Source organism: Flavobacterium frigidum (assembly GCF_048286735.1).
Lineage (GTDB): Bacteria > Bacteroidota > Bacteroidia > Flavobacteriales > Flavobacteriaceae > Flavobacterium.
Genome location: NZ_JBLVPU010000022.1, coordinates 1 through 23,594, shown reverse-complemented (window position 1 = coordinate 23,594; position 23,594 = coordinate 1). Strand labels below are relative to the sequence as shown.

Below are 23,594 nucleotides of genomic sequence, written 5' to 3'. Positions count from 1 at the left end.
CTCAAATTCCAATTTTGAAAAGAGAAATAATCCAAACCCTTGACGGTTCAACTACCATACAAATAGCAGAGTGGAATGAATGTTACCATTCTAAGCATGGTGCAATTCAGGAGGCACAGCACGTATTTATTAAAAATGGTCTTTCATTGTTTCCTAATCAGAATGTAGCTATTTTAGAAATAGGTTTTGGTACTGGTTTGAACGCCTTTATTACATTCTTGGAGTCTAAAAAATTGCAACAATCTATAGAATATGTGGGAGTAGAAGCCTATCCAATTTCAGTCGAAGAGGTTCTTTCAATGAACTACGTTGCAGAATTAAATGCTAATCAAGAAAGTGCTATTTTTGATAGTATGCACACTAGTAACTGGGAAGAAAAATTAAGTTTATCGACAGATTTTTCACTACTTAAAAGAAAACAATTTTTTGAAGAAATCAATGATATTGAAACTTTCGATTTGATTTATTTTGATGCTTTTGGATACAGAGTTCAGCCTGAATTATGGAGTACCGCTATTTTTAAAAAAATGTATCAAGCCCTGAAACCCCAAGGTATATTGGTAACTTATGCAGCACGAGGCGTAGTAAAAAGAAGCATGATAGAAGTAGGGTTTACAGTTGAAAAACTTGCAGGACCGCCAGGGAAAAGAGAAATGTTCCGTGCTATAAAGCGTTAGTTATTTTTAATAAAGAATTGGTTTTAAATAGCTTAAGTTCTTGTTTTTCAAATAATGTGAATCAAAAATTAAAACTGAGTTAAATAGTATTGGAGTACTTAAAAATAATGTATTTTTACAACGCCTAAGAATCAAAATTAAACTAAAATCAATGTTTATTATGTCAAGAGCAATGTATGAGTATACTAAATCAATTTTAGAAAGAGTAAGTTTTGATCCGTTGCTTTTTTGCAAAGAGTTAGAAAAAGCAATCAAAACTTTACTTCCCTACGAAATGGAACAGTTGCGAGAGTGGTTACTAAATTTCACAATTGAAAGACCAGAGTTAAAACAATGTTTGTTAATCGTTAATTCATAAAAAAAAGGAACCGTTTATCGGTTCCTTTTTTTATTTGTTAGGTAGTGAACTTATTATTTGAACATTCTGAAATACAATTGCACCTTTTACAACACCAGCTATTGTACTTCGTAGCGCATCAATAATCTGAATTTTTAATTCGCTTTTTGGAAAAATAAGACTTATTTCTCTTGCAGGTTTTGGTTCCTTAAAGTGACGTAGTTTTAATTTGTCTTTCTCTTTTAGATCTAATGTATGTAAATAGGGTAGCAGTGTAGTTCCTAAACCTTCGTCTGCCAATTTTATAAGTGTTTCAAAACTTCCGCTTTCAATCTGAAAGCGACTGGTTTCATTTTTACTCACGTTTTTACATAGATTTAAAATTCCATCGCGAAAGCAATGTCCGTCTTGCAACAACAAAATTTCATCTATGTTGAGATCTTCTATTTCGATTTCTTCTTTTTGAAAATGATGATGACTTTCTGGAATGTATGCCACAAAAGGTTCGTAGTACAAAACGACTTCCTTTATCTTATCCTCCAATAAAGGCGTTGCAGCAATGGCTGCATCCAAATGGCCATTGTTTAGTTTTACAATAATTTCGTCGGTATTCAATTCCTCGATAATGAGTTTTACTTTGGGATATTTTTTGATAAAATTAGTCAAAAACATGGGCAATAGCGTTGGCATTATTGTAGGAATTATGCCTAATCTAAATTCACCACCAATAAATCCTTTTTGCTGTTCTACAATATCCTGAATGCGATCAGCCTCGATAACAATGTTTTTTGCCTGATTTACAATTTTTTGACCTATGTCAGTTAATTGAATTGGTTTTTTGGTTCTGTCAAAGATCTGAATACTTAATTCTTCTTCTATTTTTTGAATTTGCATGCTCAAAGTAGGTTGAGTTACAAAACATTTCTCAGCAGCCAGTGTGAAATTTTTGTGTTCGGCTACCGCCAAAACATATTTTAGTTGAGTGATTGTCATTTTTTATAGTAATATCTAATGCAAATATAAAAACAATCAATTTAAGGCACTGTAAAACGCTGGTTTAATTGCATATTTTTGTTGAAATACAAAACTATGAAAACTAATATCTTAGGATTACCCGTGAAGGAATCAGAATTAATTGGCAATGAATTAAACATTTTGTTATCAAATTTTCAAGTGTATTATCAAAATTTAAGAGGAATTCATTGGAATATCAGAGGAAAACGTTTTTTTGATTTGCATGTAAAATTCGAAGAGTTATACACTGATGCACAGATAAAAATTGATTTAATTGCCGAAAGAGTTCTTACTGTTGGCGGAACACCGCTACATACCTTTGAAGATTACTTAAATAAAAATCAGTTGATTGTGGGTAAAAATATATCAAACGATGAAAAAGCAGTACACTTAATTGTTACGTCATTGTCTCATTTGTTAAAAATTGAAAGAACCATTTTAGCGCAATCAGCAGCTATTCATGATGAAGGTACTAATTCTATGATGGGTGATTTTATAGCAGAACAAGAAAAAACAATCTGGATGATGCAGGCATGGCTTGAGGAAAGTTTGTAGTATATAGAGAGCATTATTAATTCTAATAATTCAATAAAAGTATTTCTGAATTGTTAATTATTTAAAAAATTTACACTTGCGTGTATTTTTGTTTAACACATTTTATATATTTTTGCGACAATGAAAACAGTTGCAAAAATATTCTTAATTCTTTTTATTGCCTTTCTCACCACACCAACAATAGTTACTGTGATTGAGAAAAGTTCGGATATTTCTGTTTTTTTCAATATGTCTGAGGAAGAACATTTTCACAAAGAAATCATAGCAGCAGTTTCGCTAGAACATTTTTTGCATGTTCATACTATCTCAGATGCGTCATCAACGATCATACTTTCGGAGAAGTTATCCAAACATGATAAAATAACTGCATCCATATTTATACCTCCGCCTAACGCATTGTAATACAATTTCTTGGATTTTCTATAACGAATTCCAGCACAATAGTATGTGCAACATTTTGTATTCAATTTTTAGTTAGGTATTATGACAAAAAAAGTTAATCTTTTTGCTAATCTAAAATCTGATTTCGCATCAGGTTTAGTAGTATTTCTAGTAGCGTTGCCGCTATGTCTTGGCATCGCTTTGGCCAGCGGTGCGCCACCATTGGCTGGTATTATTTCGGGTATTGTTGGTGGTATTATTGTTGGCTATTTAAGTCAATCCCACATTAGTGTTTCGGGACCTGCAGCAGGCTTAACAGCAATTGTCCTAACAGCAATTACTGAACTGGGTTCTTTTGACTCTTTTTTGTTGGCAGTTTTAATAGCTGGTGCTATTCAATTAGCATTAGGATATTTAAAAGCGGGTAGTATTTCCAATTACTTTCCAAACAACGTAATTGAAGGGATGCTGGCAGGTATTGGTGTTATTATAATTTTGAAACAAATCCCGCACGCATTTGGTTACGATCCAGATTTTATTGGGGATTTGTCATTTGCACAGCCTGATGGTAAAAATACGTTTTCTGAAATATTTGATATTGTAAACCATGTACAATTGGGTTCTATATTGATCGCGCTCATTTCGTTAGTGATTTTGATTTTTTGGAATAAAGTTACGTTTTTACAAAAAATTAAATTGGTTCCACCTGCTCTAGTTGCAGTGGTTGTAAGCATCGTGTTGAATGAATTTTTCATACAATCTGGAAGCACTTTGGCAATTGCCAGCGAGCATCTAGTGCGATTGCCAGTTCCAACAAATTTGCAAGAGTTTAAAAATATAATTGTCACACCAAATTTTTATGCTATTACCAATTCAAAGGTTTGGATTGTAGGTGTTACCATTGCAATTGTGGCATCAATTGAAACGTTATTATGTATTGAAGCATCAGACAGAATGGACGCCTTGAAGCGATATTCCAATACTAATGTAGAGCTAAAAGCGCAGGGAATTGGTAATATAATTAGTTCACTTTTAGGTGGATTGCCTATGACATCAGTTGTAGTAAGAACAACTGCAAACAATGCAGCTGGTGCAAAGTCGAAGATGTCTGCTATTATTCATGGTGTTCTCTTACTGGTAAGTGTGTTGGCAATCCCCGCAGTTTTGAATCGAATACCATTAGCAACTTTGGCTGCCGTACTACTTCTAGTTGGTTATAAATTAGCCAATCCTAAAACAATTATCCATTTTTGGAAAAAAGATAAAATATATCAATTTATACCTTTTATTGCTACTTTTGTTGCTGTAGTTGCTACTGATTTGCTAAGAGGTGTAGCGCTAGGAATGATAATTAACATTATTTTTATTTTAATTGGAAATTCAAAAAGAGCCTATAATTTTAATATCGAAGACTATCGAGACGGCGATGTTATAAAAATAGATCTTGCGCAGGAAGTTTCATTTTTAAATAAAGCAGCAATTAAAGATACATTGAATAAAATTCCACAAAATTCAAAAGTAGAAATAAATGCAAGTTCAACAGTTTATATTTCGCACGATGTTTTAGATTTGATTACCGAATTTAAAGAAATTAAAGCAAAAGATTTAAATTTGAAAGTAAAATTATCTGGTTTTAAAGATGGTTATGATATTGAAAATTCCGAAGGATATCAAAACGCAATAACAATTGAACATGTTTACAATCCACTTAAAAGAAAAATAGAAAAGAAAGTAATCGAAAAAAATAATTAGAAAATAAAGATAATATGAGTTCAGATTTTTATAAAAAAATATTAGACAACAACAAGCTTTGGGTAGAATCTCAATTGGCAATTGATAAAGAGTATTTCAAAGATTTGGCTAAAGGACAGCAACCCCCATTGCTTTGGATTGGATGTTCTGATAGTCGTGTTCCTGCAAATGAGATTATTGGTGCAAAACCTGGAGAAGTTTTTGTGCACAGAAACATTGCTAATATGGTTATTCATAGCGATATGAACATGTTGAGTGTTTTGGATTATGCAGTAAATGTTTTAAAAGTAAAACATGTTATTGTTTGCGGACATTATGGATGTGGTGGTGTCAAAGCCGCTATGGGAAATCAATCGATAGGATTAATTGATAACTGGATAAGACATATCAAAGATGTGTATCGATTACACGAACACTATTTAAATACTTTCGAAGATGAAGAGGAACGTTTCAATAAATTTGTTGAAGTGAATGCGCAAGAGCAAGTATTCGATTTAGCCAAAACATCTATTGTTCAAAATGCTTGGAGAAACGGACAAGATCTTACGCTTCACGGTTGGACTTATGGTCTAAACTCAGGATATGTAACTGATTTAGGGGTTAACATGGGATCAAATTCAGAGTTAGACGAAGTGTACAGACTAAAATTCTCTAACTAAAATTAGCAATACATTATTATCGAAATATAAATTGGCATTCCTAAAGTAATATTAAAGGGAAAAGTTACTGCTAAGGCCATTGGTAGGAACAAACTAGGATTTGCTTTAGGAACGGCAATTTTCATTGCCGCTGGAACCGCAATATAAGAGGCACTAGCAGCAAGAATGGCCAGTATAAATCGGTTACCAATGTCAGTAGTAACCAATTGGCTTGCAAATGCGACTAAACAACCGTTGAACAAAGGTATTGCTAGAGCAAAGATTACGGCAAACCAACCACTTTTTATAAAATCGCCAAGTTTTCGGCCGCTTACAATTCCCATATCTAAAAGGAATATGGCGAGAAATCCCTTGAATAAATCATTCGTGAAAGGTTTAATTCCTAGTGCTTGTTCATCGCTAGCTAGCATACCTATTATTAAACTTCCTAAGATCAAAAGTACACTTCCGTTGGTAAAGGAATGTTGGATTAGAGATCCCAAAGACGTTTTTGACTCTTGTTTTTTGTCGAACATTCGAATTAAAATAACCCCTACAATGATAGCTGGTGCTTCCATTAAGGCCATAACGGCAACCATGTGTCCGCTGAATTTTAAGTATTGAATTTCTAAAAAAGACGCTGCTGTCACAAAAGTTACGGCACTTACGGATCCATATGCCGCTGCTATTGCTCCAGAATCAAAAATATTGAACTTTCTGCGTAAGATAAAAAAACAATACACCGGAATAATGATGGCAATGAGCACCCCAAAGATGATAGACCAGACGATTTCTAGTGTAAAGTGACTGTGTGCTAATTCTTGTCCACCTTTAAAACCTATTGAAAAAAGTAAATAAAGTGAAATAAATTTTGAGGAATTAGGAGGTATTTCTAAATCGCTTTTTAGTTTAACAGCTATAACTCCTAAAAGAAAAAATAATAAAGCTGGATTGGTAAGGTTTTCAAGTAGTAAATCAATATTCATTTGGAATTATTTTTTAGTAGCGCGTTCTAGGCGATCATTAATTGATGTTCCCAATTCTGTATCAGGAAATCGTTGGGCAATAATTAAGTCTAATTTTTGGTTGTCTAATCGGTGCATTGCAGCATATAAATGAGCAGTTGCCTCTTTTAAATCTCCTTTTTTTGAAAGGATCTCGATCACAACATGTTGTAAATTGGTTATAGTATCTTGAAATACTAAGAGACCAACTTTTGCATTTGGATATTTTTTCAATTCTAATTCAGCATCATCAACAAGTATCGTTTTTGTCTTTGGAGCATAATGTCGTGACAGCATTCCAGGCGCATTGGGTGCACTTTCTTTGTTGTTTCTTATTTGAATAGGTCCTATTACTCTCTCAATTTCTTCTATTGAAATAGAGCCTAAACGATACAATACCGCTTCATTATTTTCGAAACCAATAATGGTTGATTCAATACCATTTTTACAAGCACCACCTTGTAGAACCAGTTCTAAATCAAGAGGAAAGTAGTTTACTACATGTTCTGCAGTGGTAGGACTAATCGATCCAAAAGGATTTGCACTTGGCGCTGCCAGAGGAAAATCTAAAGACCGCAACAGTTTTAAAGTTAAATCATGATTGGGCACACGAACTGCTACAGTATCTTTTCCAGCAGTAATACTATCAGGAATATGAGCATTCTTTTTTAAGACCAATGTTAAAGAACCAGGCCAGAATACATCTGCCAATTGTTGTGCTTTTTCAGGTATTTCTGATACTATTTCTTTTAGCTTATCTGTAGAGGCAATGTGTACAATTAAGGGATTAAATAAGGGTCTTTTTTTTGTTTCAAATATTTTTTGAATGGCTTTTTCACTATAAATATTTCCCGCCAAGCCATAGACGGTTTCTGTAGGGATTGCCACTAATTCTTCATTTTCAAGAATTTGTTTGGCTTTTAATATATCGGTTGTAATGTATATCATAAATTAAGGATTACAATTATCGCAATAGGTAGGATCTTCAAATTGAATTCCACGTGGATACAATTTATTTTCGGCATGATTGCATTTTTTACATTGGTACAAATAACTTAAAGTAGATCGAGTGGGCAAGTAGCAATTTTCGCAGGGCAAACCAGCTTGTGCTGTAACAATATCGAATCCAGGTGTACTGCAATTAGGACATAAGTGTTTTATTTTTTCAATTAGATTTTGCGTAGCTTTTTCGATTACTTTCATCCGTGTAGGATTGAATAGTGCTCTCATATCGGTTTCTGCATAAACGTAGACAAACTCAGCTTTTAATTCCTTATAATGCTGAAGTAATAGCTCATGAGTTACAATTCCTTTGTGCATTTTTGTATACACTTTTTCAGCGGGACGCAATATGATACCATGAGAGGGAAATTGTATTTGTTCTGCAAACGCTAGTAATTCATATTCAGAAGTTATTGTTTTTCCATTAAAATTGGTTTCCATGCTGATTTCTCTTGCTACAATTTCGATATCATTTTTAAAATCTTTAAGCATTACTAATTCAACATTTGCATTTGCAAAAAAAATCGAAGGATGCGCGCCAAAAGACCCTTCACAAGCAAGTATTAAATCACAATTATTTTCAATTGATGCACCAATGCACTTATTTCTTAATGTAGTAAATGCATCATCTTTTCTTTGTAATTCTCCAGAAAAAGTACCTAGTAAATCAGTATCAAAAACATCAGAAGTATAGCATTTAACTGCTAATTCTTTTTCAAGAATAGGCGCTATTGTCATCTCCTTCTGATGTTTGGTAGCAATAAGAAGCTTTCTCCCTGTAAACATCTTATTTCTCTAAACGGATGGTTATGTTGCTATTTATAATTAGGTTGAAGCCTTCTTTTTTCGATTCTTGAATCATTTTTTTAATATCATCTTTAGTACTATTAAGTTCTTGGATTCGTTTTTTAGAATGCTCGATGCTTTGATTAAACCGAATGTGATTGCTGAAATCCTCTCTGTTATGATAATCGATTTTATAATTTAGTAAAGTTGTAAGAACTTTTTCTGCTTCTTCAGCAGTGAAAATTCCATCTATTAATTTAAAATTTTGATCTTGTTCTATATTTATTTTTTTTGAAGTTTCATAATGCTATAAGTGCTAATAAAAACGCAAATTCCTAAAATTCCATTGTTCAGTATAGAATTGTCAAAAAAGGTCACACAAAGTGCTACCAAAGAAATTGCTAGCGAAAAAGTTAAGCGTTTGTTAGAAATTGAATTTAAATTATTGTTCTCTCTCATCTTTTTTCCTATTGGCCTTGACCTAATGAATAGCCAGATTTTCCATCAAATTCATATAAGTTTTCTGTTTTTATGACATCTATTTTAGCTTCTATCGCAAGAGATAACAAATTAATAATGTCTTCTTTATAGAGAATTTTGTCTTGTGATGGTTTGAATCTGCAACGCCAATGGTCTGTGCAATAGGTTTCATTAAATCCATCAGGCCACACTTTAATCCCTCGATTTGTGATCATTGTTAATTGCTTATTTTCTAAATTGATGCTTTGCATAATAGCAGCCAATTCATTCGGATCTGTTCCATTCCAGTGAACAAAAATGTCAATGCCAACTAATTCTTTGTTTTTAGCTGGTTTTTTTACATACTTCGGTAGATTTAAAACAGCGTCTTTTGCATATGATACTGATTTTAATTGCGATGGCTTTTTATCTAAATTTGAAATAACAGCCTCAGCAAATTCTTTTGTTCCAACTTTCTCTTTACTAATGCCTTCATTATAAATATCGTAGGTATGAATTCCGACTTCGATAGTTTTTAACCAAGCGTTTTGTACTTATTCTGCTATTACTGTTTGTCCAATTTGATTAAGCATCATCACTGCACCTTCTAATAATCCGGATGGGTTTGCTAAGTTTTGACCTGCACGTCTCGGCGCCGAACCATGAATGGCCTCAAACATTGCACGTTCTTCACCAATATTAGCAGATCCTGCTAATCCAACGGATCCTGCTATTTGTGCCGCAATATCAGAAAGAATATCACCATATAGATTTAGTGTAACGATGACATCAAAAATTTCTGGAGTATCTGCCATTTTTGCTGCACCAATATCGATAATCCAATGTTCATTTTCTATTTCGGGATATTCCAAGGCAATTTCATCAAAAACTTGGTGAAACAATCCGTCAGTTTGCTTCATGATGTTGTCCTTCGTAAAGCAGGTCACTTTTTTTCTACCATACACTTTGGCATATTCAAATGCATAGCGTACAATTTTTTCACAACCAGGTCTACTGATTAATTTTAAACATTGAATTACTTCGTCCGTTTGTTGGTGCTCGATACCTGCATACAAGTCTTCTTCATTTTCGCGGATAATCACGATATCCATTTTAGGATGTTTAGTCTCAACAAAGGGATGTAAACTCATACACGGTCTTACATTAGAATAGAGTCCAAGGAATTTTCTGGTAGTTACATTTAAGCTTTTGTAACCTCCACCTTGAGGAGTTGTAATGGGTGCTTTTAGAAAAATTTTGTTATTTCTAATGATGTCCCAAGATTTTGAAGTGATACCAGATGTATTGCCGGATAAATAAACTTTTTCTCCTACTTCTATTTCATCAATTTCTAATTGAGCACCAGCTGCCAAGATTATTCTAAGAGTTGCATCCATGATTTCAGGACCAATACCGTCTCCTTTTGCTACTGTAATTCGAGTCATGTTTTTGTTTTATAAGTTGATGGTGCAAATTTGGAATTTTTAATCAATAAATTTTTATTTATATATTTAATTAAAAACATAAAAAATATTAATTAATAATAAAGCAGTAAGTTTTCAAAAAATTTTGGCTTGAATAGCTTTAATAAAATACTTAAAATTCAATTTTTGAGTGATTTTTAGTATTCTGATAGCATAGAAAAAGATGCTTCAAATGTTAGCTTACAGAAAGCAGCTAAAATTTATTTTCACTTCTAAATTTTAAAGAAAATGCTAATAGTCAATGCGTGTTTAAAAGATGTTGTTTCTTTAGAAATAGGAATAAGATTCTTCTTAACAAAAAAGTAATCGCCTAATAAAGAGGGAGTTAGTTTATAAAATCCGTGCTTTTAATTAGTCAAATCCTTCATTAAGTAAAAGATACTTTGATGGTATTTTCTCAATTCTAGGAAAAAACTATGCACTCGCTTCGTTGTAGTATTGTAAAGGGATGTTATTCTTCTAAATTTTCATTAAAAGCAGAAGGAAGTAGAGTTGGAATAAATTTGATTAGAATAGGAAGCAATAAACTGCCCCCCGGAAGTAAAAAAATAGTAAGTGAAGGAATGGTTTTACAAATTTCTAATAGTTGTTTTTTTACTTTTTTCTTTTCTTTTTCATTTAGATCTCTAAGTGTAGAGTGGGCCAAAAGTACCATCAACTCTTTGCTTTGCATTATTTCCTTAAGTAAGCGATTTTTGTTACGACTTACTAGTGTAGCTACACTTTGGGTCGTGTGATCGTAAAAATGCTTTACGGGATTCGAATAATTGAAATAAGGAATCTCTTTCTTATGTTTTGCAATAAACGCATTGGTATTTAGGATACTTTCTTTTACAAAGGCATCTGGAACTGAAATAATGTCAGCAAGAGAATGTAAAAAGTAAGCTTCATTATTTTCGATTTTTCCATCGCTCCATAATGCCATTCCGGCAATATCTACAAAATAATAATGTTCCAGTTCATGCGTAAAATAATCGAGTTGCAGCGTTTCCAAGCTTGGTAAAGAGATTCTCGAGAATTTACTGTACCGAATGGATGCCTCAAAAAGTTTAATCAATAAATCATCGTATTGCGATTTTTCTGTTTTGATTTTTAGAGCTAGTGTAACAATATTGACAATAGTTTCTTCAATTTTTTTTAAATATTTTTCGGGTATTGTGCCATGTAATAAGTACTGTCGAAAAGCCAAAACATCTATAAATAGTAGTGCGTTAGTTACTAAATGGGAAAAATTTTTGCTAATTATACCATCGTTTGTTTGAACGCGCTCGTCAATTATTTTTTCTAAAGTTAAAGAAATAGAATTTTTTGGAAGAATTTTTTTCAACAAACTGAAACCTTCAGGATTCATTTGGTTGTAAAAGTTTACCGCCTGCTTAATGAAATTTATCGGACTACTATCATCATAAGTAATACAAAAAATTCCATATAAAGTATTTAACAGTGCCACTTTAGAAATTTCTTCTTTGAACCAACCTTTGGTTTCAACCGCATTTGCAGTATCAAATGAAATGATATGACCATATATAAAACCTGTTTCTCTAAGTTTTTGATAAAAAGTATCGGTAGTTTTAGGAAACGTTTTTTCTAAAGGTTTTTGTTCATTAAAAAATTTATCAATCCAACCAGATGCCGAGGGGTTAATCATTACTTTTCTTTAAAGGTACAAAGCTATATTTTTTTATGGTTTTCACGTTGAATTTAAAATTAAAAAACCATCTCGTTAGTATTAAGAGACGGCTATTTTAAGGGATTTAAACATTATCGTATTAATGCAGAACAAGCAACTCTAGCTCCCGCATTTCCTGCTGGTTGGGAAACATAATCATCTGCGCCCTGATGCACAATTAATCCTTTACCAATAATATTTTTGGTTTCATCTGCAGAACTAATTCCCCATTCACTTGTTGTAAATGTGATCGAACCATTACCTTTTGAATTAGCTGTAAAATTACCAATATCGCCTTTATGCGCTTCGCCTTCACCTAATTTTCCGTGTTTCTTGAAAGTTGGATTCCAATGACCTCCAGCTGAACTACCATCTGCTGCAGTACAATCTGATTTTTCATGAATGTGTATGGCGTGAACTCCTGGAGTTAATCCTTTAAGTTTTGCAACCATGGTAACAAAACCATCATTTTCAATAAAGGTTGCGGTGCCAATAACGGTGCTATTGCTTTTTGGTTCGAAAACAACAACCAAAACTTTATCATTACTTAATATTGTACCGGTCTTACAACCAATTAAAACAACCAAAACAATTCCGAATAGTACAACTAATTTTTTCATGGTAGGTTTTATTTCAAAGATAAGACTTTTTGAATCGTAGGTAATTAGATTTTTAAGTGAATCATAACAAAATGTAGGAATTATATAAATTACATTTTTTATTGGTATTGAATAACTTTGTAATTTTAATTCTTCAATCTATGCATTAACGGATATAGCTTTATGTTGTTTTTAAACATTAGATTATACCCACTAATAAGTCTACCCTAAATCTCAGATTTGTAAAATGAAACATAAAGAAATTGCCTTAACCACTTGGACCCTTTTAAAACGTACCTATCACGAATTTGATGATGATAATGCCATAAAATTAAGTGCCTCACTTTCCTATTATACAATTTTTTCTCTTCCACCTTTATTAATAATTATTCTTTCCATTTTTAGTTTTTTCTTTGGTAGAGAAGCGGTTACAGGCCGATTTTTTGGTCAAATTAATGGTATGGTTGGGAATCAAGCAGCGATTCAAATTCAAGAAACAATCAAGAATATCGAACTTAGCGATAGTAATACCTTTGCTGCTATTTTTGGGGGAATTATGCTTTTAATTGGTGCCTCAGGTGTCTTTGCAGAAATACAAAGTTCGATTAATTTTATTTGGGGTTTAAAAGCCAAACCCAATAAAGGCATTATGAAGTTTATCAAAAACCGATTGATGTCATTTTCTATGATAGCTTCTGTTGGGTTTTTACTAATGGTGAGTTTAATGGTAAATACAGTAATGGATGTTATTAATACGCGCTTACTTGTTTATTTTCCCAATACAACAGTTTACATATTTTATATTTTTAATATCATCATCTTGTTTTTAACCACTACAATTTTATTTGCTATTATCTTCAAAACCTTGCCCGATGGCGATATTGATTGGAAAGATGCGCTTATAGGATCGAGTTTTACTTCATTTTTCTTTATGATCGGTAAATTTGGAATTGGTTTTTACTTGGGAAGTTCCACTGTGGCTACAGTTTATGGTGCTGCAGGATCTGTAGTTATTATTTTAATTTGGGTCTATTACTCAGCGATCATACTGTATTTTGGAGCCGAATTTACTAAAGTTTATGCTAATGCTCATGGTAATAAAATAATCCCAAACGGATATGCAGTTGCAATAAAGGTTGAAGTCGTTGAGTTGAAAAAAAATGCTAAGGCAAAGGCAATCGAACAAAGCGAACAAGAATAGTTTACGATTCTATTAAATAAAATATCCGACTAAGTTGTGAACGATCTTTTGAATTTGCAATAACGAAAATAATAAAAGGATATTGCATAAAAAAACCGCCTCTTATTGAACTTGACGGTTTTTTAACAACTAAAATACTAAAAACAAAATTTTCTACAATTAGAAACAGTATGTATTTTCTGCTACTAATTTTGTTGTAATTACTTCTCTTAACGCTACAATATTTGGCATATTGGTGTATTTTGTAAAACGACGTAAACCCATTAGCATCATGCGTTGTTCATCTCCTTCAGCAAAAGAAATAACACTTTCTTTCCCTTTTTGAGTTACAATGTCAACTGCTTTGTACAAGTATAATTTAGCCATTGCTATTTGCTCTAGTACTTTTGCTTCTCCTTCTTTTTTAGCCATTTTTTCAGTTCTAAGGATTGTGCTTTCAGCCATGTAGATTTCAATTAAGATATCAGAAGCAGCCATAAGCAACTGTTGGTGCGCATCTAGATCTGGACCGTATTTTTGAACCGCTCCACCAGCTACCATTAAGAACGCTTTTTTCAATTTGCCAATCATTTCTTTTTCTTCTGCAAACAATTCAGAATAATCAGGAGTTTCAAAAGATGGAATTCCCATTAATTCTTCTTGAACTTTTGAAGCTGGTCCTAGTAAATCTACGTGACCTTTCATAGCTTTTTTGATCAACATTCCTACAGATAACATTCTGTTGATTTCATTGGTTCCTTCATAGATACGAGCAATTCTAGCATCTCTCCAAGCGCTTTCCATCGGTGTATCCTCTGAGAAGCCCATTCCTCCAAAAATTTGAATCCCTTCATCAGCACAATTTTGTACATCTTCAGAGACCGCTACTTTCAATACGGAACATTCGATAGCATATTCTTCAACCCCTTTTAATTCTGCTTCTTGATGAGAAATTCCTTCTGCTTCACGAGCAATAATACGATCTTCAATATCTTTAGCAGCACGGTAAGAAGCACTTTCTCCTGCATAACAGCTAGTTGCCATTTCAGCTAATTTAGAACGAACTGCACCAAATTGAGCAATGGCTGTATTGAACTGGATTCTTTCATTAGCATATTGCACTGCACCAGAAATCACTCTTCGTTGTGCATCCAAGCAAGCAGCAGCCAATTTGATACGACCTACGTTCAAAGCATTCATGGCAATTTTGAAACCATTTCCTCTTTCAGATAACATGTTTTCAACAGGCACTTTAGTTTCATTAAAGAAAACTTGTCGTGTAGAGGAAGCACGAATACCTAATTTATGCTCTTCTTCACCCATTGAAATTCCATTGTCTGAAGTGTTTTCTACAATGAAACCGGTAATATTTTTATCATCTCCAATACGAGCAAAAACGATAAATACGCTACAGAAACCTGCATTCGAAATCCACATTTTTTGCCCTGTGATGGTATAGTATTTTCCATCTTCAGATAAAACAGCTTTTGTTTTTCCCGAATTTGCGTCAGATCCAGCACCTGGCTCTGTCAAACAATACGCACCAAACCACTCACCTGAAGCAAGTTTTGGAACATATTTTTGTTTTTGTTCTTCCGAACCATACAAAGTAATTGGCATAGTTCCAATTCCAGTGTGTGCACCAAAAGCAGTCGAGAATGAACCTGTTGCCCCAGAAATATAGTCGCAAACTAACATTGTCGATACGAATCCCATTCCTAATCCGCCATAAGCCTCTGGAACTGCAACTCCTAAAAGTCCAAGCTCACCAGCTTTTCTCATGGATTCTTCCGTGTAAGCATAATCCTTTTTTTCAAAACGATCTTTGTGTGCCCACAACTCTTTGTCTACAAACTCTTTCACAGAGTCACGCATCATTAATTGTTCTTCTGTAAAATCTTCAGGTGTGAAAATATCTTCACATTTTGTTTCTTTAACTAAAAACTGACCACCACGGGTTACGTTTTTTTCAATTGTATCTGCCATTTTTTTATTTTTTAATATGTTTTTTATTTAAAATCTAAGCTTACAAAAGTTCGTAAACACCTGCAGAGCCTTGTCCAGTACCTACACACATACTTACAATTCCGTACTTACTTCCTCTACGTTTCATTTCGTCGAATAACTGAACAGATAATTTAGCTCCAGTACAACCCAGTGGGTGACCTAATGCGATTGCTCCACCATTCACATTGATAATATCTGGATTCAAGTTCAACTCACGAGTTACTGCTAACGCTTGTGAAGCAAAAGCTTCGTTTAACTCAATTAAATCAATGTCATTCAAAGTCAGTCCAGCTTGTTTTAATGCTTTTGGAATTGCTTTTACGGGACCAATTCCCATGATTCTTGGCTCCACTCCTGCAGAGGCGAAGTTTACCAAACGCGCAATTGGTGCTAAGTTTAATTCTTTAACCATTTCTTCACTCATTACTAGAACAAATGCGGCTCCATCACTCATTTGCGAAGAGTTTCCAGCTGTAACACTACCATCAGCAGCAAAAACTGGTCTTAAACCCGCCAATGCTTCAAGTGAAGTTCCAGCTCTAGGACCTTCATCTTTAGTAACTACATATGATTTGGTTTCTTTTTTACCATTTTCATTGATAAAAGTTTGCTCTACTGTAATAGGAACAATTTGTTTGTCAAATTTTCCTTCAGCCTGAGCTTTCAATGCTTTGTTGTGAGATTGAAAAGCAAATTCATCTTGATCTGCACGAGAAATGTTGAATTGTTTTGCCACTGCTTCGGATGTTAGTCCCATTCCCCAGTAGTAATCCTCGTTTCCAGCTTTTGCGACAGCATAATCCGGAGTTGGTTTGTAGCCTCCCATTGGAATAAAACTCATGCTTTCAGCTCCACCAGCAATGATGCAGTGTGCCATTCCAGATTGAATTTTTGCAGTTGCCATTCCAATAGTTTCTAGCCCTGAAGCGCAATATCTATTTACGGTAACTCCTGGTACATCATCTACTTTCAATCCCATTAAAGAGATTAAACGACCTACGTTCAAACCTTGTTCTGCCTCCGGCATGGCATTTCCTACCATCACGTCGTCAATACGGGTTTTATCAAAATCAGGCAATTCATTCATCATGAATTCGATGGTTTCGGCAGCCAATTCATCAGGTCTTTTAAACCTAAAAACTCCTTTTGGTGCTTTACCTACTGCCGTTCTGTATGCTTTTACGATATATGCTGTTTTCATAATTATTATTTTGAATTTTGAATTTTAAATCCTGAAATAATTGAAAGGCATTTAAAATTCATAATTTATAATTTAAAATTAATTGCGAAGTGGTTTCCCTTTGGTTAACATAAACTGGATACGTTCTAGTGTTTTTCTTTCGGTACAAAGTGACAAAAATGCCTCGCGCTCAATGTCTAATAAATATTGTTCAGATACCAAAGTGTGTTCTGATAGATCTCCACCAGCCATTACATACGCCAATTTGTTTGCAATTTTTAGATCGTGTTCAGAGATGTATTTACCAGCAACCATTTGATTGGTTCCTACTAAGAACATTCCTAAGGCTTGTTTACCCAAAACTTTCACATCCGTTCTTCTAATTGGTTGTGTATAGCCTGCTTCGGCCATTAATAAGGCATGTTTCTTAGCTTCGGCAATTTGACGGTCTTTATTTACCACTACAATATCTTTACCGTGTTGTAAAAGTCCAGTATCAAAGGCTTCATAAGCCGAAGTCGATACTTTTGCCATAGCAATAGTCATGAAATATTCTTGTAAAACATTCAATTCCACATCATTTTTACGGAATAAATCAGATGCACGCATCGCCAATTCTTTCGAACCTCCACCGCCAGGAATAACCCCAACACCAAATTCAACAAGACCCATATAGGTTTCAGCCGCTGCAACCACTTTATCTGCATGTAAGCTCATCTCGCAACCACCACCAAAAGTCATTCCGTGTGGAGCAACTACTACTGGAATTCCAGAATAACGCACTCGCATCATCGTGTCTTGGAACATTTTGATGGCCATATTCAACTCATCATATTCTTGCTCCACTGCCATCATGAAAATCATTCCGATATTGGCTCCAACAGAGAAATTTGCTGCTTGATTTCCAATAACCAAACCTTGATATTCTTTTTCGGACAAATCGATCGCTTTATTGATAGCAACCAAAACATCACCTCCAATGGTATTCATTTTAGATTGGAATTCTAAATTCAAAATTCCATCTCCCAAATCTTGGATGATAGCACCGCTATTACTCCAAACTTTTTTGGTTTCTCGTATATTGTTCAGGATGATAAAAGCATCTTGACCCGGAACTTTAGTTTGTGATTTAGTTGGAATATTGTAGAAATAGGTAGCTCCTTCTTTAATAGTGTAAAAACTTTTACTTCCAGAAGCAATCATTTCAGAAACCCAAGCAGCAGGCTCAAGACCTTCGGCTTTCATGATTTCAATTCCTTTTTCAACTCCAATGGCATCCCAAATTTCGAATGGTCCATTTTCCCATCCAAAACCAGCTTTCATGGCATCGTCTATTTTGTATAATTCATCAGATATCTCAGGAATACGGTTCGAAACATAAGCAAACATACCAGAAAAACTTTTTCTGTAGAATTCTCCTGCTTTGTCTTTCCCTTTTACAAGAACTTTAAATCTATTGATGGGTTTATCAATAGTTTTAGTCAACTCTAAAGTTGCAAAAGAAGCTCTTTTGGCTGCTCTATATTCTAAAGTGTCTAAATCTAAAGTCAGAATATCTTTTCCTTCTTTTTTATAAAAACCTTGATTTGTTTTGCTTCCCAACCATTTGTTTTCCATCATTTTATTGACAAATTCTGGAAGTTTAAACAATTCGTGTTGTTCGTCATTTGGACAATTTTCGTAAATCCCATTGGCAACATGTACCAAAGTATCCAATCCAACTACATCTACAGTTCTAAAAGTAGCCGATTTTGGACGACCAATAACTGGGCCAGTCAATTTATCAACTTCTTCAATCGTTAATCCCAACTCTTTTACCAAGTGAAACAAACTTTGAATTCCGTAAATACCAATACGGTTCCCAATAAATGCTGGAGTATCTTTGGCAACAACCGAAGTTTTGCCCAAGAATTTTTCTCCGTATATAGTTAAGAAATCCAAAACCTCTGATGAAGTTTGTGGACCAGGTATGATTTCGAATAATTTTAAGTAACGCGCTGGGTTAAAAAAGTGTGTCCCGCAGAAGTGTTTTTGGAAATCTTCACTACGTCCTTCGCTCATAAAGTTAATTGGAATCCCAGAAGTGTTTGATGTTACCAAAGTTCCTGGCTTTCTAAATTTTTCAATTTGTTCAAAAACCAATTTTTTAATATCCAAACGCTCCACAACTACCTCGATAATCCAATCTAAATTAGCAATCTTAGCCATATCATCCGTTGTGTTTCCAGTAGTAATTCGGCTAGCAAATTTTTGACTGTAAATAGGAGAGGGCTTCGATTTTAAAGAGTTGGATAAATGCTCATTTACTAATCGGTTTCTTACTACTTTGCTTTCCAGCGTAAGACCTTTTTTAGCTTCTGCATCTGTCAATTCTCTTGGAATAATGTCCAATAGTAGGACTTCTACCCCAATATTGGCAAAATGGCAAGCAATTCCTGAGCCCATAATTCCGGATCCAATCACTGCAACTTTTTTAATTGTGCGTTTCATACTTTGTTATATTTGTTTGGTATTTGAAAAGATTTCGTTCAAAAGTATCACTACTTTATATTATGCGATTTCGTTTTCTATTTTCTCTGTTAATTCGTTGACACTTGTTGGATTAAAAATATTTTTATCTATAATTAATTCATTAATGGTATCTGCCACTTCTATAAAGTGTTGCAGTTTCTCTTCTGAAATATGCTGCTTAACCGTTTCATTAAATTTCAACACGGTATTTTTAGATAATTCTCTTTTTTCTTTACCAAAATCGGTAAGGTAAATCAATACACCGCGACCATCTTCAGGGTTTTTCTTTCGAATAATTAGACCCTTTTCCTCCATTGATTTTAAGGTTCTAGTCAAACTTGTTGCTTCCATCCCCATCTTTGGACCTAAAGAAGTCGATGGCGTTCCGCCTTCCTTGTCTATACTCAATAAAGCAAATCCGGTAGCCATACTCGCATCGTATTTCGACGCTTCCTCATTATACATTCTAGCCACAGCTTGCCAAGTGGCACGTAAAATATAATCTATCGTTTTATCTTTCATAAGTAACTATATCGATTTCAAATATAATAAAAAATACTATGCACGCATAATATATTCGACTATTTTTTTGTTAAAAGATATTAAATATAAAAAAACTACACTGAAATAGAGTTCTTTAAACTAATTTTTCAAATATTTTTTTTTGGGCGTATCCCTGCGGGTCGGGCGCTCCGTTATATCTTTTATAAAATCCCAAAAAAAAATGGGATTTTATAAAAGGATGCCACTTCGGTCCCTTACGCAAATAAAAAGGAAGAAGTTATCCAAAATGAGTTCAAGCACAGACTTTTTTTATGATAAGTAGTAATAGTTTGGCAATGTTGGGAATCGCTATTTTTTAGATAGTAAGTAAACCGTTTTATAGTTTTTATTCTCTTTGTAAAATCAAAAAACCACGAAGTCTATTCGTGGTTTTCAATTGAAATTATTTTTTAAGATGTTTTAAAACTTCCATCGTCCACATCTTTTAAAAACTTGATTACTCCTTGAAAATAGGTTTTTGGATCATCATACTGCGAAAGGTGGCTTCCGTTAGGGCAAAACAAGAAACGTCCGTTTTGAACTTCGTTAGCAATCCATTTCATGTGTTCGGGATCCATCGTGTCGTATTTAGAACCAATACTTAAGGTAGGAACTGTTAGGGTTTTCAGTCTGGCTTTTACATCCCAATTTTTAAGGGTTGCATTTCCGGTGATTCCAAATTCACTATGCCCTTGCATATACACATATACATTAGGATTAATATGCTTGAAACACCGGTTGATGGATTCTGGCCATTTCTCGAGTGGCATTCTCAATACATGTTCTGTGTAATAATATTTAAAAAGTAATTCACTGTATTTTGGATTATCAAAATCATTATTATTCTCGATATCCTGTAATTGCTTTAGGATTTTGGGGTCCATTTGCGGAGCCAGAATGTCTTTTGCGTAAGCATTATATTCCGCTGCACTCGCCATCATATTAGATATAATCAATCCTTTGAGGTTTTTTTGATATTTCAAAGCGTATTCCATGGCGAGGATTCCGCCCCAAGATTGTCCCATCAGGTAAAAATTAGAACTGTCTAATCCTAATGCGATGCGTACTTGCTCTACTTCATCTACAAAACGTTCATTGGTCCATAAACTGTTATCTTTTGGTTGGTCGCTGTAATACGAACCCAATTGGTCGTAATAGATGTATTCAATACTTTCGTTAGGAAAATACCCATCAAAAGATTCATAGAGTTCGTGTGTCAATCCCGGCCCACCGTGCAAGAGCAGTACTTTTATTTTTGGATTATTGCCTACTCGTTTTGTCCAAACGTTGAATGTGCCTTTAGGCGTTTTAATCGGAATCATTTTGATGCCACCAGTTAGCTGGTCGTCCCGTTTAGAAAAGTCTAAATAATTGTCCTTTATGGAATCTAGCTTTTGTTTTTCTTGACAATTAGAAAAAAAGAACACACTTATAACGGAGCAAATCAAGACTTTTAGTTTCATAGCGGAACGGTTTTATCAAAATCTAATTGTAGATTTTATGGAACAAATCAATATATTTCTCCATCACTATTTTTCGTTTCAGTTTTAGAGTAGGAGTGAGCTGTCCGCCTTCAATAGACCACACGTCAGGTGTAAGTTCAAAACGTTTTATCTTCTCCCAATTTCCAAATTTTTCATTTAGACTGTCAATTTCTTCTTGAATTCTGGCAATAACCTTTTCATTTGAAACAATTTCTTCGTTGCTTTTTCCAAGAACAATTTCATGTATGATAGCCCATTCTTTTATAAAATCAAAATTGGGCTGAATGAAGGCTGCCGGCATTTTTTGTCCGTCACCTATTACCATAATTTGCTCAATAAAACGGGATTGTTTCATCGTATTTTCGATTAACTGCGGTGCAATGTATTTTCCTCCTGAGGTTTTGAACATTTCTTTTTTACGATCGGTGATCTTCAAGAAGCCATAATCATCAAAAACTCCAATATCTCCTGTGTGGAAGAATCCGTTTGTAATTACTTCGCTAGTTAATTTTTCGTCTTTATAGTAACCCATCATTACATTAGGTCCTTTGCAAAGAATTTCCCCATCTTCAGCAATAACTACTTCAACGTTATCGATTACTTTCCCCACGGTGCCGACCTTGAAACCGTTATTTCTAATATCGTTAACGGATATTACAGGCGAAGTCTCGGTTAAACCATATCCTTCCATTACTGGAATTTCTGCTGCTGCAAATATTCGAGCCAATCGAGGTTGTAAAGCGGCACTACCTGAAACCATTAGATCAAGATTGCCACCCAAACCTTCTTTCCATTTGCTAAAAATAAGTTTGCGAGCAATTTTTAGTTGGAACTCATACCAAAAACCATTTTTTCCGTAAGGTTCATAACGCAGTCCTAAATCTATTGCCCAAAAGAATAAACTCTTTTTGATGCCTGTTAATTCAGTTCCTTTTGCGTAAATTTTATCGTATACTTTTTCTAAAAGTCGTGGAACTGCAGTAATAACAGTTGGTCTAACTTCTTTTAGATTGTCACTAATTTTATCAATTGATTCACCAAAATATACTGAAACTCCATAATATTGATATAAATATAAAATCATTCTTTCAAAGATATGGCAAATAGGAAGAAAGCTCAATGCACGGCTTTTTCCTGCTTCAAAAGGAATTCTAGAAGCACTGTCCAATACGTTTGAAACAATATTTTGATGTGATAGCATCACTCCTTTTGGTCTTCCTGTTGTGCCAGAAGTATATATGATAGTGGCCAAATCTTTGGATTGCACATTGTTTTTTCGATCCTCAACTTCGCTTTGATTTCCATTATCAACACCTAAAATTAGTAAGTCGTTCCAGTTTTTACAGCCTTCAATTTCGTTGAAAGAATAGACTTCTTTCACATTTGGAATTTTATCACGAATTAAATTTATCTTCCTTAAAATTTCTGCATCCGATACAAAACAGTAGATTGCGCCAGAGTGATTCAGTATATATTCGTAATCATCTTCAGAAATTGTTGGGTAAATGGGAACAGTTTGCGCACCAGTTTGCAACACACCAATATCCATAATATTCCATTCGGTTCTATTATTAGTAGAAATAATGGCAATTTTATCGTTTTTTTGAACATTCATTTTCAAAAGTGCTCTCGAAACAGCATTTGCTTTTGCAATGTATTCTTGTGTAGAAGTTTTTATCCAAACTCCATTTTGCTTTGTTGTTAAAGCATCTGGAATTGAAGTGTATTTATCTTGTTGATAATAGGGAAAATCAAAAAGTCTGGTGATTGAAGTCATTATGCGAAAATTGAATTGACGCGCAAATTAAATAAAATTTAATAAAAATTGTTAAATTTCAAAAATTAAATGAAAAATTAAACTAGAAATGACACTTTTTACGAAATCGTTTTCTTCGGATTAAGTGTAAAAAGTTGATAGTAAACTACGAATTTGATTTTTATAGGTTTTCTAAATGAATTCGTTACCAAGATGACTTCTTACTTTTTTACAGAAAAGTAAACAGCTATTTTTATAAAATCTTCTAAGTAGCTGATGATATTTCGATTTTAGGTGTCTGTATCACCTTAAATATAGCTGGGTATTTATGGCAACGTTTATTCTTAAGAACTTAATTTTTTGTATTTGGAGATTAAATAGTACCCTATTATTGGATTCAAAGTATGAAGTTTTGAACTTTAAAAGGGAATGATAATTGAGTGCTAGTGTCGCAATTATAATGGATCAAGTCTAAAACCTGTGGGGAAATATTAAATTTCGATATTTGTATTTTAAAAATAGATACAAATGCAAGATTCTTTTAGTGAGCTAATCAAATTATTATTACCTGAAATT

General features: G+C 33.8%; 21 protein-coding genes. 7 read left to right on the top strand and 14 right to left on the bottom strand.

The window, feature by feature from the left end; all coding sequences use genetic code 11:
• Positions 1–14 precede the first annotated feature (14 nt).
• Positions 15–677 carry a tRNA (5-methylaminomethyl-2-thiouridine)(34)-methyltransferase MnmC2 gene (gene mnmC2, locus ACNQGO_RS12735; protein ID WP_417985483.1) on the top strand — a complete coding sequence of 221 codons (663 nt, stop codon included), beginning with the start codon at positions 15–17 and terminating at the stop codon, positions 675–677.
• A 160-nt stretch (positions 678–837) separates the two neighbouring features.
• A complete protein-coding gene (locus tag ACNQGO_RS12730) occupies positions 838–1,035 on the top strand; it encodes a hypothetical protein (RefSeq protein ID WP_417985482.1) in 198 nt (65 codons plus the stop codon).
• A gap of 30 nt (positions 1,036–1,065) precedes the next feature.
• Here ACNQGO_RS12730 and ACNQGO_RS12725 read toward each other — a convergent pair whose 3' ends face one another.
• Positions 1,066–2,007 carry a LysR substrate-binding domain-containing protein gene (locus ACNQGO_RS12725; protein WP_417985481.1) on the bottom strand — a complete coding sequence of 314 codons (942 nt, stop codon included), beginning with the start codon at positions 2,005–2,007 and terminating at the stop codon, positions 1,066–1,068.
• A gap of 96 nt (positions 2,008–2,103) precedes the next feature.
• On the opposite strand from ACNQGO_RS12725, the gene ACNQGO_RS12720 reads away from it, so the two are divergent.
• From ACNQGO_RS12720 to can, 4 genes are all read left to right on the top strand, one after another.
• On the top strand, positions 2,104–2,583 hold the full coding sequence (locus tag ACNQGO_RS12720) for a Dps family protein (RefSeq protein WP_417985480.1): 480 nt from the start codon (positions 2,104–2,106) through the stop codon (positions 2,581–2,583).
• A 120-nt stretch (positions 2,584–2,703) separates the two neighbouring features.
• Complete coding sequence (locus ACNQGO_RS12715) at positions 2,704–2,985, top strand: hypothetical protein (RefSeq protein WP_417985479.1); 282 nt, start codon at positions 2,704–2,706, stop codon at positions 2,983–2,985.
• 81 nt (positions 2,986–3,066) lie between these two features.
• Positions 3,067–4,716 (top strand): SulP family inorganic anion transporter, encoded by a 1,650-nt coding sequence (locus ACNQGO_RS12710; protein ID WP_417985478.1) that lies wholly within the window; start codon positions 3,067–3,069, stop codon positions 4,714–4,716.
• 14 nt (positions 4,717–4,730) lie between these two features.
• On the top strand, positions 4,731–5,375 hold the full coding sequence (can, locus tag ACNQGO_RS12705) for a carbonate dehydratase (RefSeq protein WP_417943377.1): 645 nt from the start codon (positions 4,731–4,733) through the stop codon (positions 5,373–5,375).
• Positions 5,376–5,377: 2 nt separating this feature from the next.
• Here can and ACNQGO_RS12700 read toward each other — a convergent pair whose 3' ends face one another.
• The 7 genes from ACNQGO_RS12700 to ACNQGO_RS12670 form a co-directional block, all read right to left on the bottom strand.
• A complete protein-coding gene (locus tag ACNQGO_RS12700; protein WP_417985477.1) occupies positions 5,378–6,340 on the bottom strand; it encodes a sodium-dependent bicarbonate transport family permease in 963 nt (320 codons plus the stop codon).
• A gap of 6 nt (positions 6,341–6,346) precedes the next feature.
• Positions 6,347–7,306, bottom strand: coding sequence for an L-threonylcarbamoyladenylate synthase (locus ACNQGO_RS12695; protein ID WP_417985476.1), 960 nt, complete (start codon positions 7,304–7,306; stop codon positions 6,347–6,349).
• A gap of 3 nt (positions 7,307–7,309) precedes the next feature.
• On the bottom strand, positions 7,310–8,098 hold the full coding sequence (locus ACNQGO_RS12690) for a DUF6671 family protein (RefSeq protein WP_417985475.1): 789 nt from the start codon (positions 8,096–8,098) through the stop codon (positions 7,310–7,312).
• A gap of 515 nt (positions 8,099–8,613) precedes the next feature.
• On the bottom strand, positions 8,614–9,048 hold the full coding sequence (locus ACNQGO_RS12685; protein WP_417985509.1) for a hypothetical protein: 435 nt from the start codon (positions 9,046–9,048) through the stop codon (positions 8,614–8,616).
• A 111-nt stretch (positions 9,049–9,159) separates the two neighbouring features.
• Positions 9,160–10,050: an NADP-dependent isocitrate dehydrogenase gene (locus tag ACNQGO_RS12680; RefSeq protein WP_417948119.1), complete on the bottom strand. Its 891-nt coding sequence runs from the start codon at positions 10,048–10,050 to the stop codon at positions 9,160–9,162.
• 490 nt (positions 10,051–10,540) lie between these two features.
• Positions 10,541–11,737, bottom strand: coding sequence for an LETM1-related biofilm-associated protein (locus tag ACNQGO_RS12675; protein WP_417985474.1), 1,197 nt, complete (start codon positions 11,735–11,737; stop codon positions 10,541–10,543).
• Positions 11,738–11,850: 113 nt separating this feature from the next.
• Positions 11,851–12,378: a superoxide dismutase family protein gene (locus ACNQGO_RS12670; RefSeq protein WP_417985473.1), complete on the bottom strand. Its 528-nt coding sequence runs from the start codon at positions 12,376–12,378 to the stop codon at positions 11,851–11,853.
• Positions 12,379–12,604: 226 nt separating this feature from the next.
• Between ACNQGO_RS12670 and ACNQGO_RS12665 the strand changes: the two genes are divergently transcribed.
• On the top strand, positions 12,605–13,558 hold the full coding sequence (locus ACNQGO_RS12665) for a YihY/virulence factor BrkB family protein (protein ID WP_417985472.1): 954 nt from the start codon (positions 12,605–12,607) through the stop codon (positions 13,556–13,558).
• Positions 13,559–13,717: 159 nt separating this feature from the next.
• Here the strand turns inward: ACNQGO_RS12665 and ACNQGO_RS12660 are convergent, their stop codons facing one another.
• The 6 genes from ACNQGO_RS12660 to ACNQGO_RS12635 form a co-directional block, all read right to left on the bottom strand.
• Positions 13,718–15,523: an acyl-CoA dehydrogenase family protein gene (locus ACNQGO_RS12660; RefSeq protein WP_417985471.1), complete on the bottom strand. Its 1,806-nt coding sequence runs from the start codon at positions 15,521–15,523 to the stop codon at positions 13,718–13,720.
• A 40-nt stretch (positions 15,524–15,563) separates the two neighbouring features.
• Positions 15,564–16,745 carry an acetyl-CoA C-acyltransferase gene (locus tag ACNQGO_RS12655; RefSeq protein WP_417985470.1) on the bottom strand — a complete coding sequence of 394 codons (1,182 nt, stop codon included), beginning with the start codon at positions 16,743–16,745 and terminating at the stop codon, positions 15,564–15,566.
• 78 nt (positions 16,746–16,823) lie between these two features.
• Positions 16,824–19,214: a 3-hydroxyacyl-CoA dehydrogenase/enoyl-CoA hydratase family protein gene (locus ACNQGO_RS12650; RefSeq protein ID WP_417985469.1), complete on the bottom strand. Its 2,391-nt coding sequence runs from the start codon at positions 19,212–19,214 to the stop codon at positions 16,824–16,826.
• Positions 19,215–19,274: 60 nt separating this feature from the next.
• The gene (locus tag ACNQGO_RS12645) at positions 19,275–19,757 is read right to left on the bottom strand and encodes a MarR family winged helix-turn-helix transcriptional regulator (protein ID WP_309755153.1); all 483 of its coding nucleotides are present in this window, start codon (positions 19,755–19,757) and stop codon (positions 19,275–19,277) included.
• A gap of 431 nt (positions 19,758–20,188) precedes the next feature.
• Entirely contained in the window at positions 20,189–21,241 is a 1,053-nt protein-coding gene (locus tag ACNQGO_RS12640) for a proline iminopeptidase-family hydrolase (RefSeq protein ID WP_417985468.1), read from the bottom strand.
• A 22-nt stretch (positions 21,242–21,263) separates the two neighbouring features.
• Positions 21,264–23,039, bottom strand: coding sequence for an AMP-dependent synthetase/ligase (locus ACNQGO_RS12635; RefSeq protein WP_417985467.1), 1,776 nt, complete (start codon positions 23,037–23,039; stop codon positions 21,264–21,266).
• Positions 23,040–23,594: the final 555 nt, after the last annotated feature.

Excerpts from the sequence above, each read along its gene's own strand:
- ACNQGO_RS12655 (WP_417985470.1), bottom strand. The coding sequence starts at position 16,745 with ATGAAAACAGCATATATCGTAAAAGCATACAGAACGGCAGTAGGTAAA.
- ACNQGO_RS12670 (WP_417985473.1), bottom strand. The coding sequence starts at position 12,378 with ATGAAAAAATTAGTTGTACTATTCGGAATTGTTTTGGTTGTTTTAATT.
- ACNQGO_RS12680 (WP_417948119.1), bottom strand. The coding sequence starts at position 10,050 with ATGACTCGAATTACAGTAGCAAAAGGAGACGGTATTGGTCCTGAAATC.
- ACNQGO_RS12730 (WP_417985482.1), top strand. The coding sequence starts at position 838 with ATGTCAAGAGCAATGTATGAGTATACTAAATCAATTTTAGAAAGAGTA.
- ACNQGO_RS12635 (WP_417985467.1), bottom strand. The coding sequence starts at position 23,039 with ATGACTTCAATCACCAGACTTTTTGATTTTCCCTATTATCAACAAGAT.
- can (WP_417943377.1), top strand. The coding sequence starts at position 4,731 with ATGAGTTCAGATTTTTATAAAAAAATATTAGACAACAACAAGCTTTGG.
- ACNQGO_RS12700 (WP_417985477.1), bottom strand. The coding sequence starts at position 6,340 with ATGAATATTGATTTACTACTTGAAAACCTTACCAATCCAGCTTTATTA.
- ACNQGO_RS12640 (WP_417985468.1), bottom strand. The coding sequence starts at position 21,241 with ATGAAACTAAAAGTCTTGATTTGCTCCGTTATAAGTGTGTTCTTTTTT.
- ACNQGO_RS12725 (WP_417985481.1), bottom strand. The coding sequence starts at position 2,007 with ATGACAATCACTCAACTAAAATATGTTTTGGCGGTAGCCGAACACAAA.
- ACNQGO_RS12665 (WP_417985472.1), top strand. The coding sequence starts at position 12,605 with ATGAAACATAAAGAAATTGCCTTAACCACTTGGACCCTTTTAAAACGT.
- ACNQGO_RS12690 (WP_417985475.1), bottom strand. The coding sequence starts at position 8,098 with ATGACAATAGCGCCTATTCTTGAAAAAGAATTAGCAGTTAAATGCTAT.
- ACNQGO_RS12720 (WP_417985480.1), top strand. The coding sequence starts at position 2,104 with ATGAAAACTAATATCTTAGGATTACCCGTGAAGGAATCAGAATTAATT.
- ACNQGO_RS12715 (WP_417985479.1), top strand. The coding sequence starts at position 2,704 with ATGAAAACAGTTGCAAAAATATTCTTAATTCTTTTTATTGCCTTTCTC.
- ACNQGO_RS12695 (WP_417985476.1), bottom strand. The coding sequence starts at position 7,306 with ATGATATACATTACAACCGATATATTAAAAGCCAAACAAATTCTTGAA.
- ACNQGO_RS12650 (WP_417985469.1), bottom strand. The coding sequence starts at position 19,214 with ATGAAACGCACAATTAAAAAAGTTGCAGTGATTGGATCCGGAATTATG.
- ACNQGO_RS12710 (WP_417985478.1), top strand. The coding sequence starts at position 3,067 with ATGACAAAAAAAGTTAATCTTTTTGCTAATCTAAAATCTGATTTCGCA.
- ACNQGO_RS12675 (WP_417985474.1), bottom strand. The coding sequence starts at position 11,737 with ATGATTAACCCCTCGGCATCTGGTTGGATTGATAAATTTTTTAATGAA.
- ACNQGO_RS12645 (WP_309755153.1), bottom strand. The coding sequence starts at position 19,757 with ATGAAAGATAAAACGATAGATTATATTTTACGTGCCACTTGGCAAGCT.
- ACNQGO_RS12660 (WP_417985471.1), bottom strand. The coding sequence starts at position 15,523 with ATGGCAGATACAATTGAAAAAAACGTAACCCGTGGTGGTCAGTTTTTA.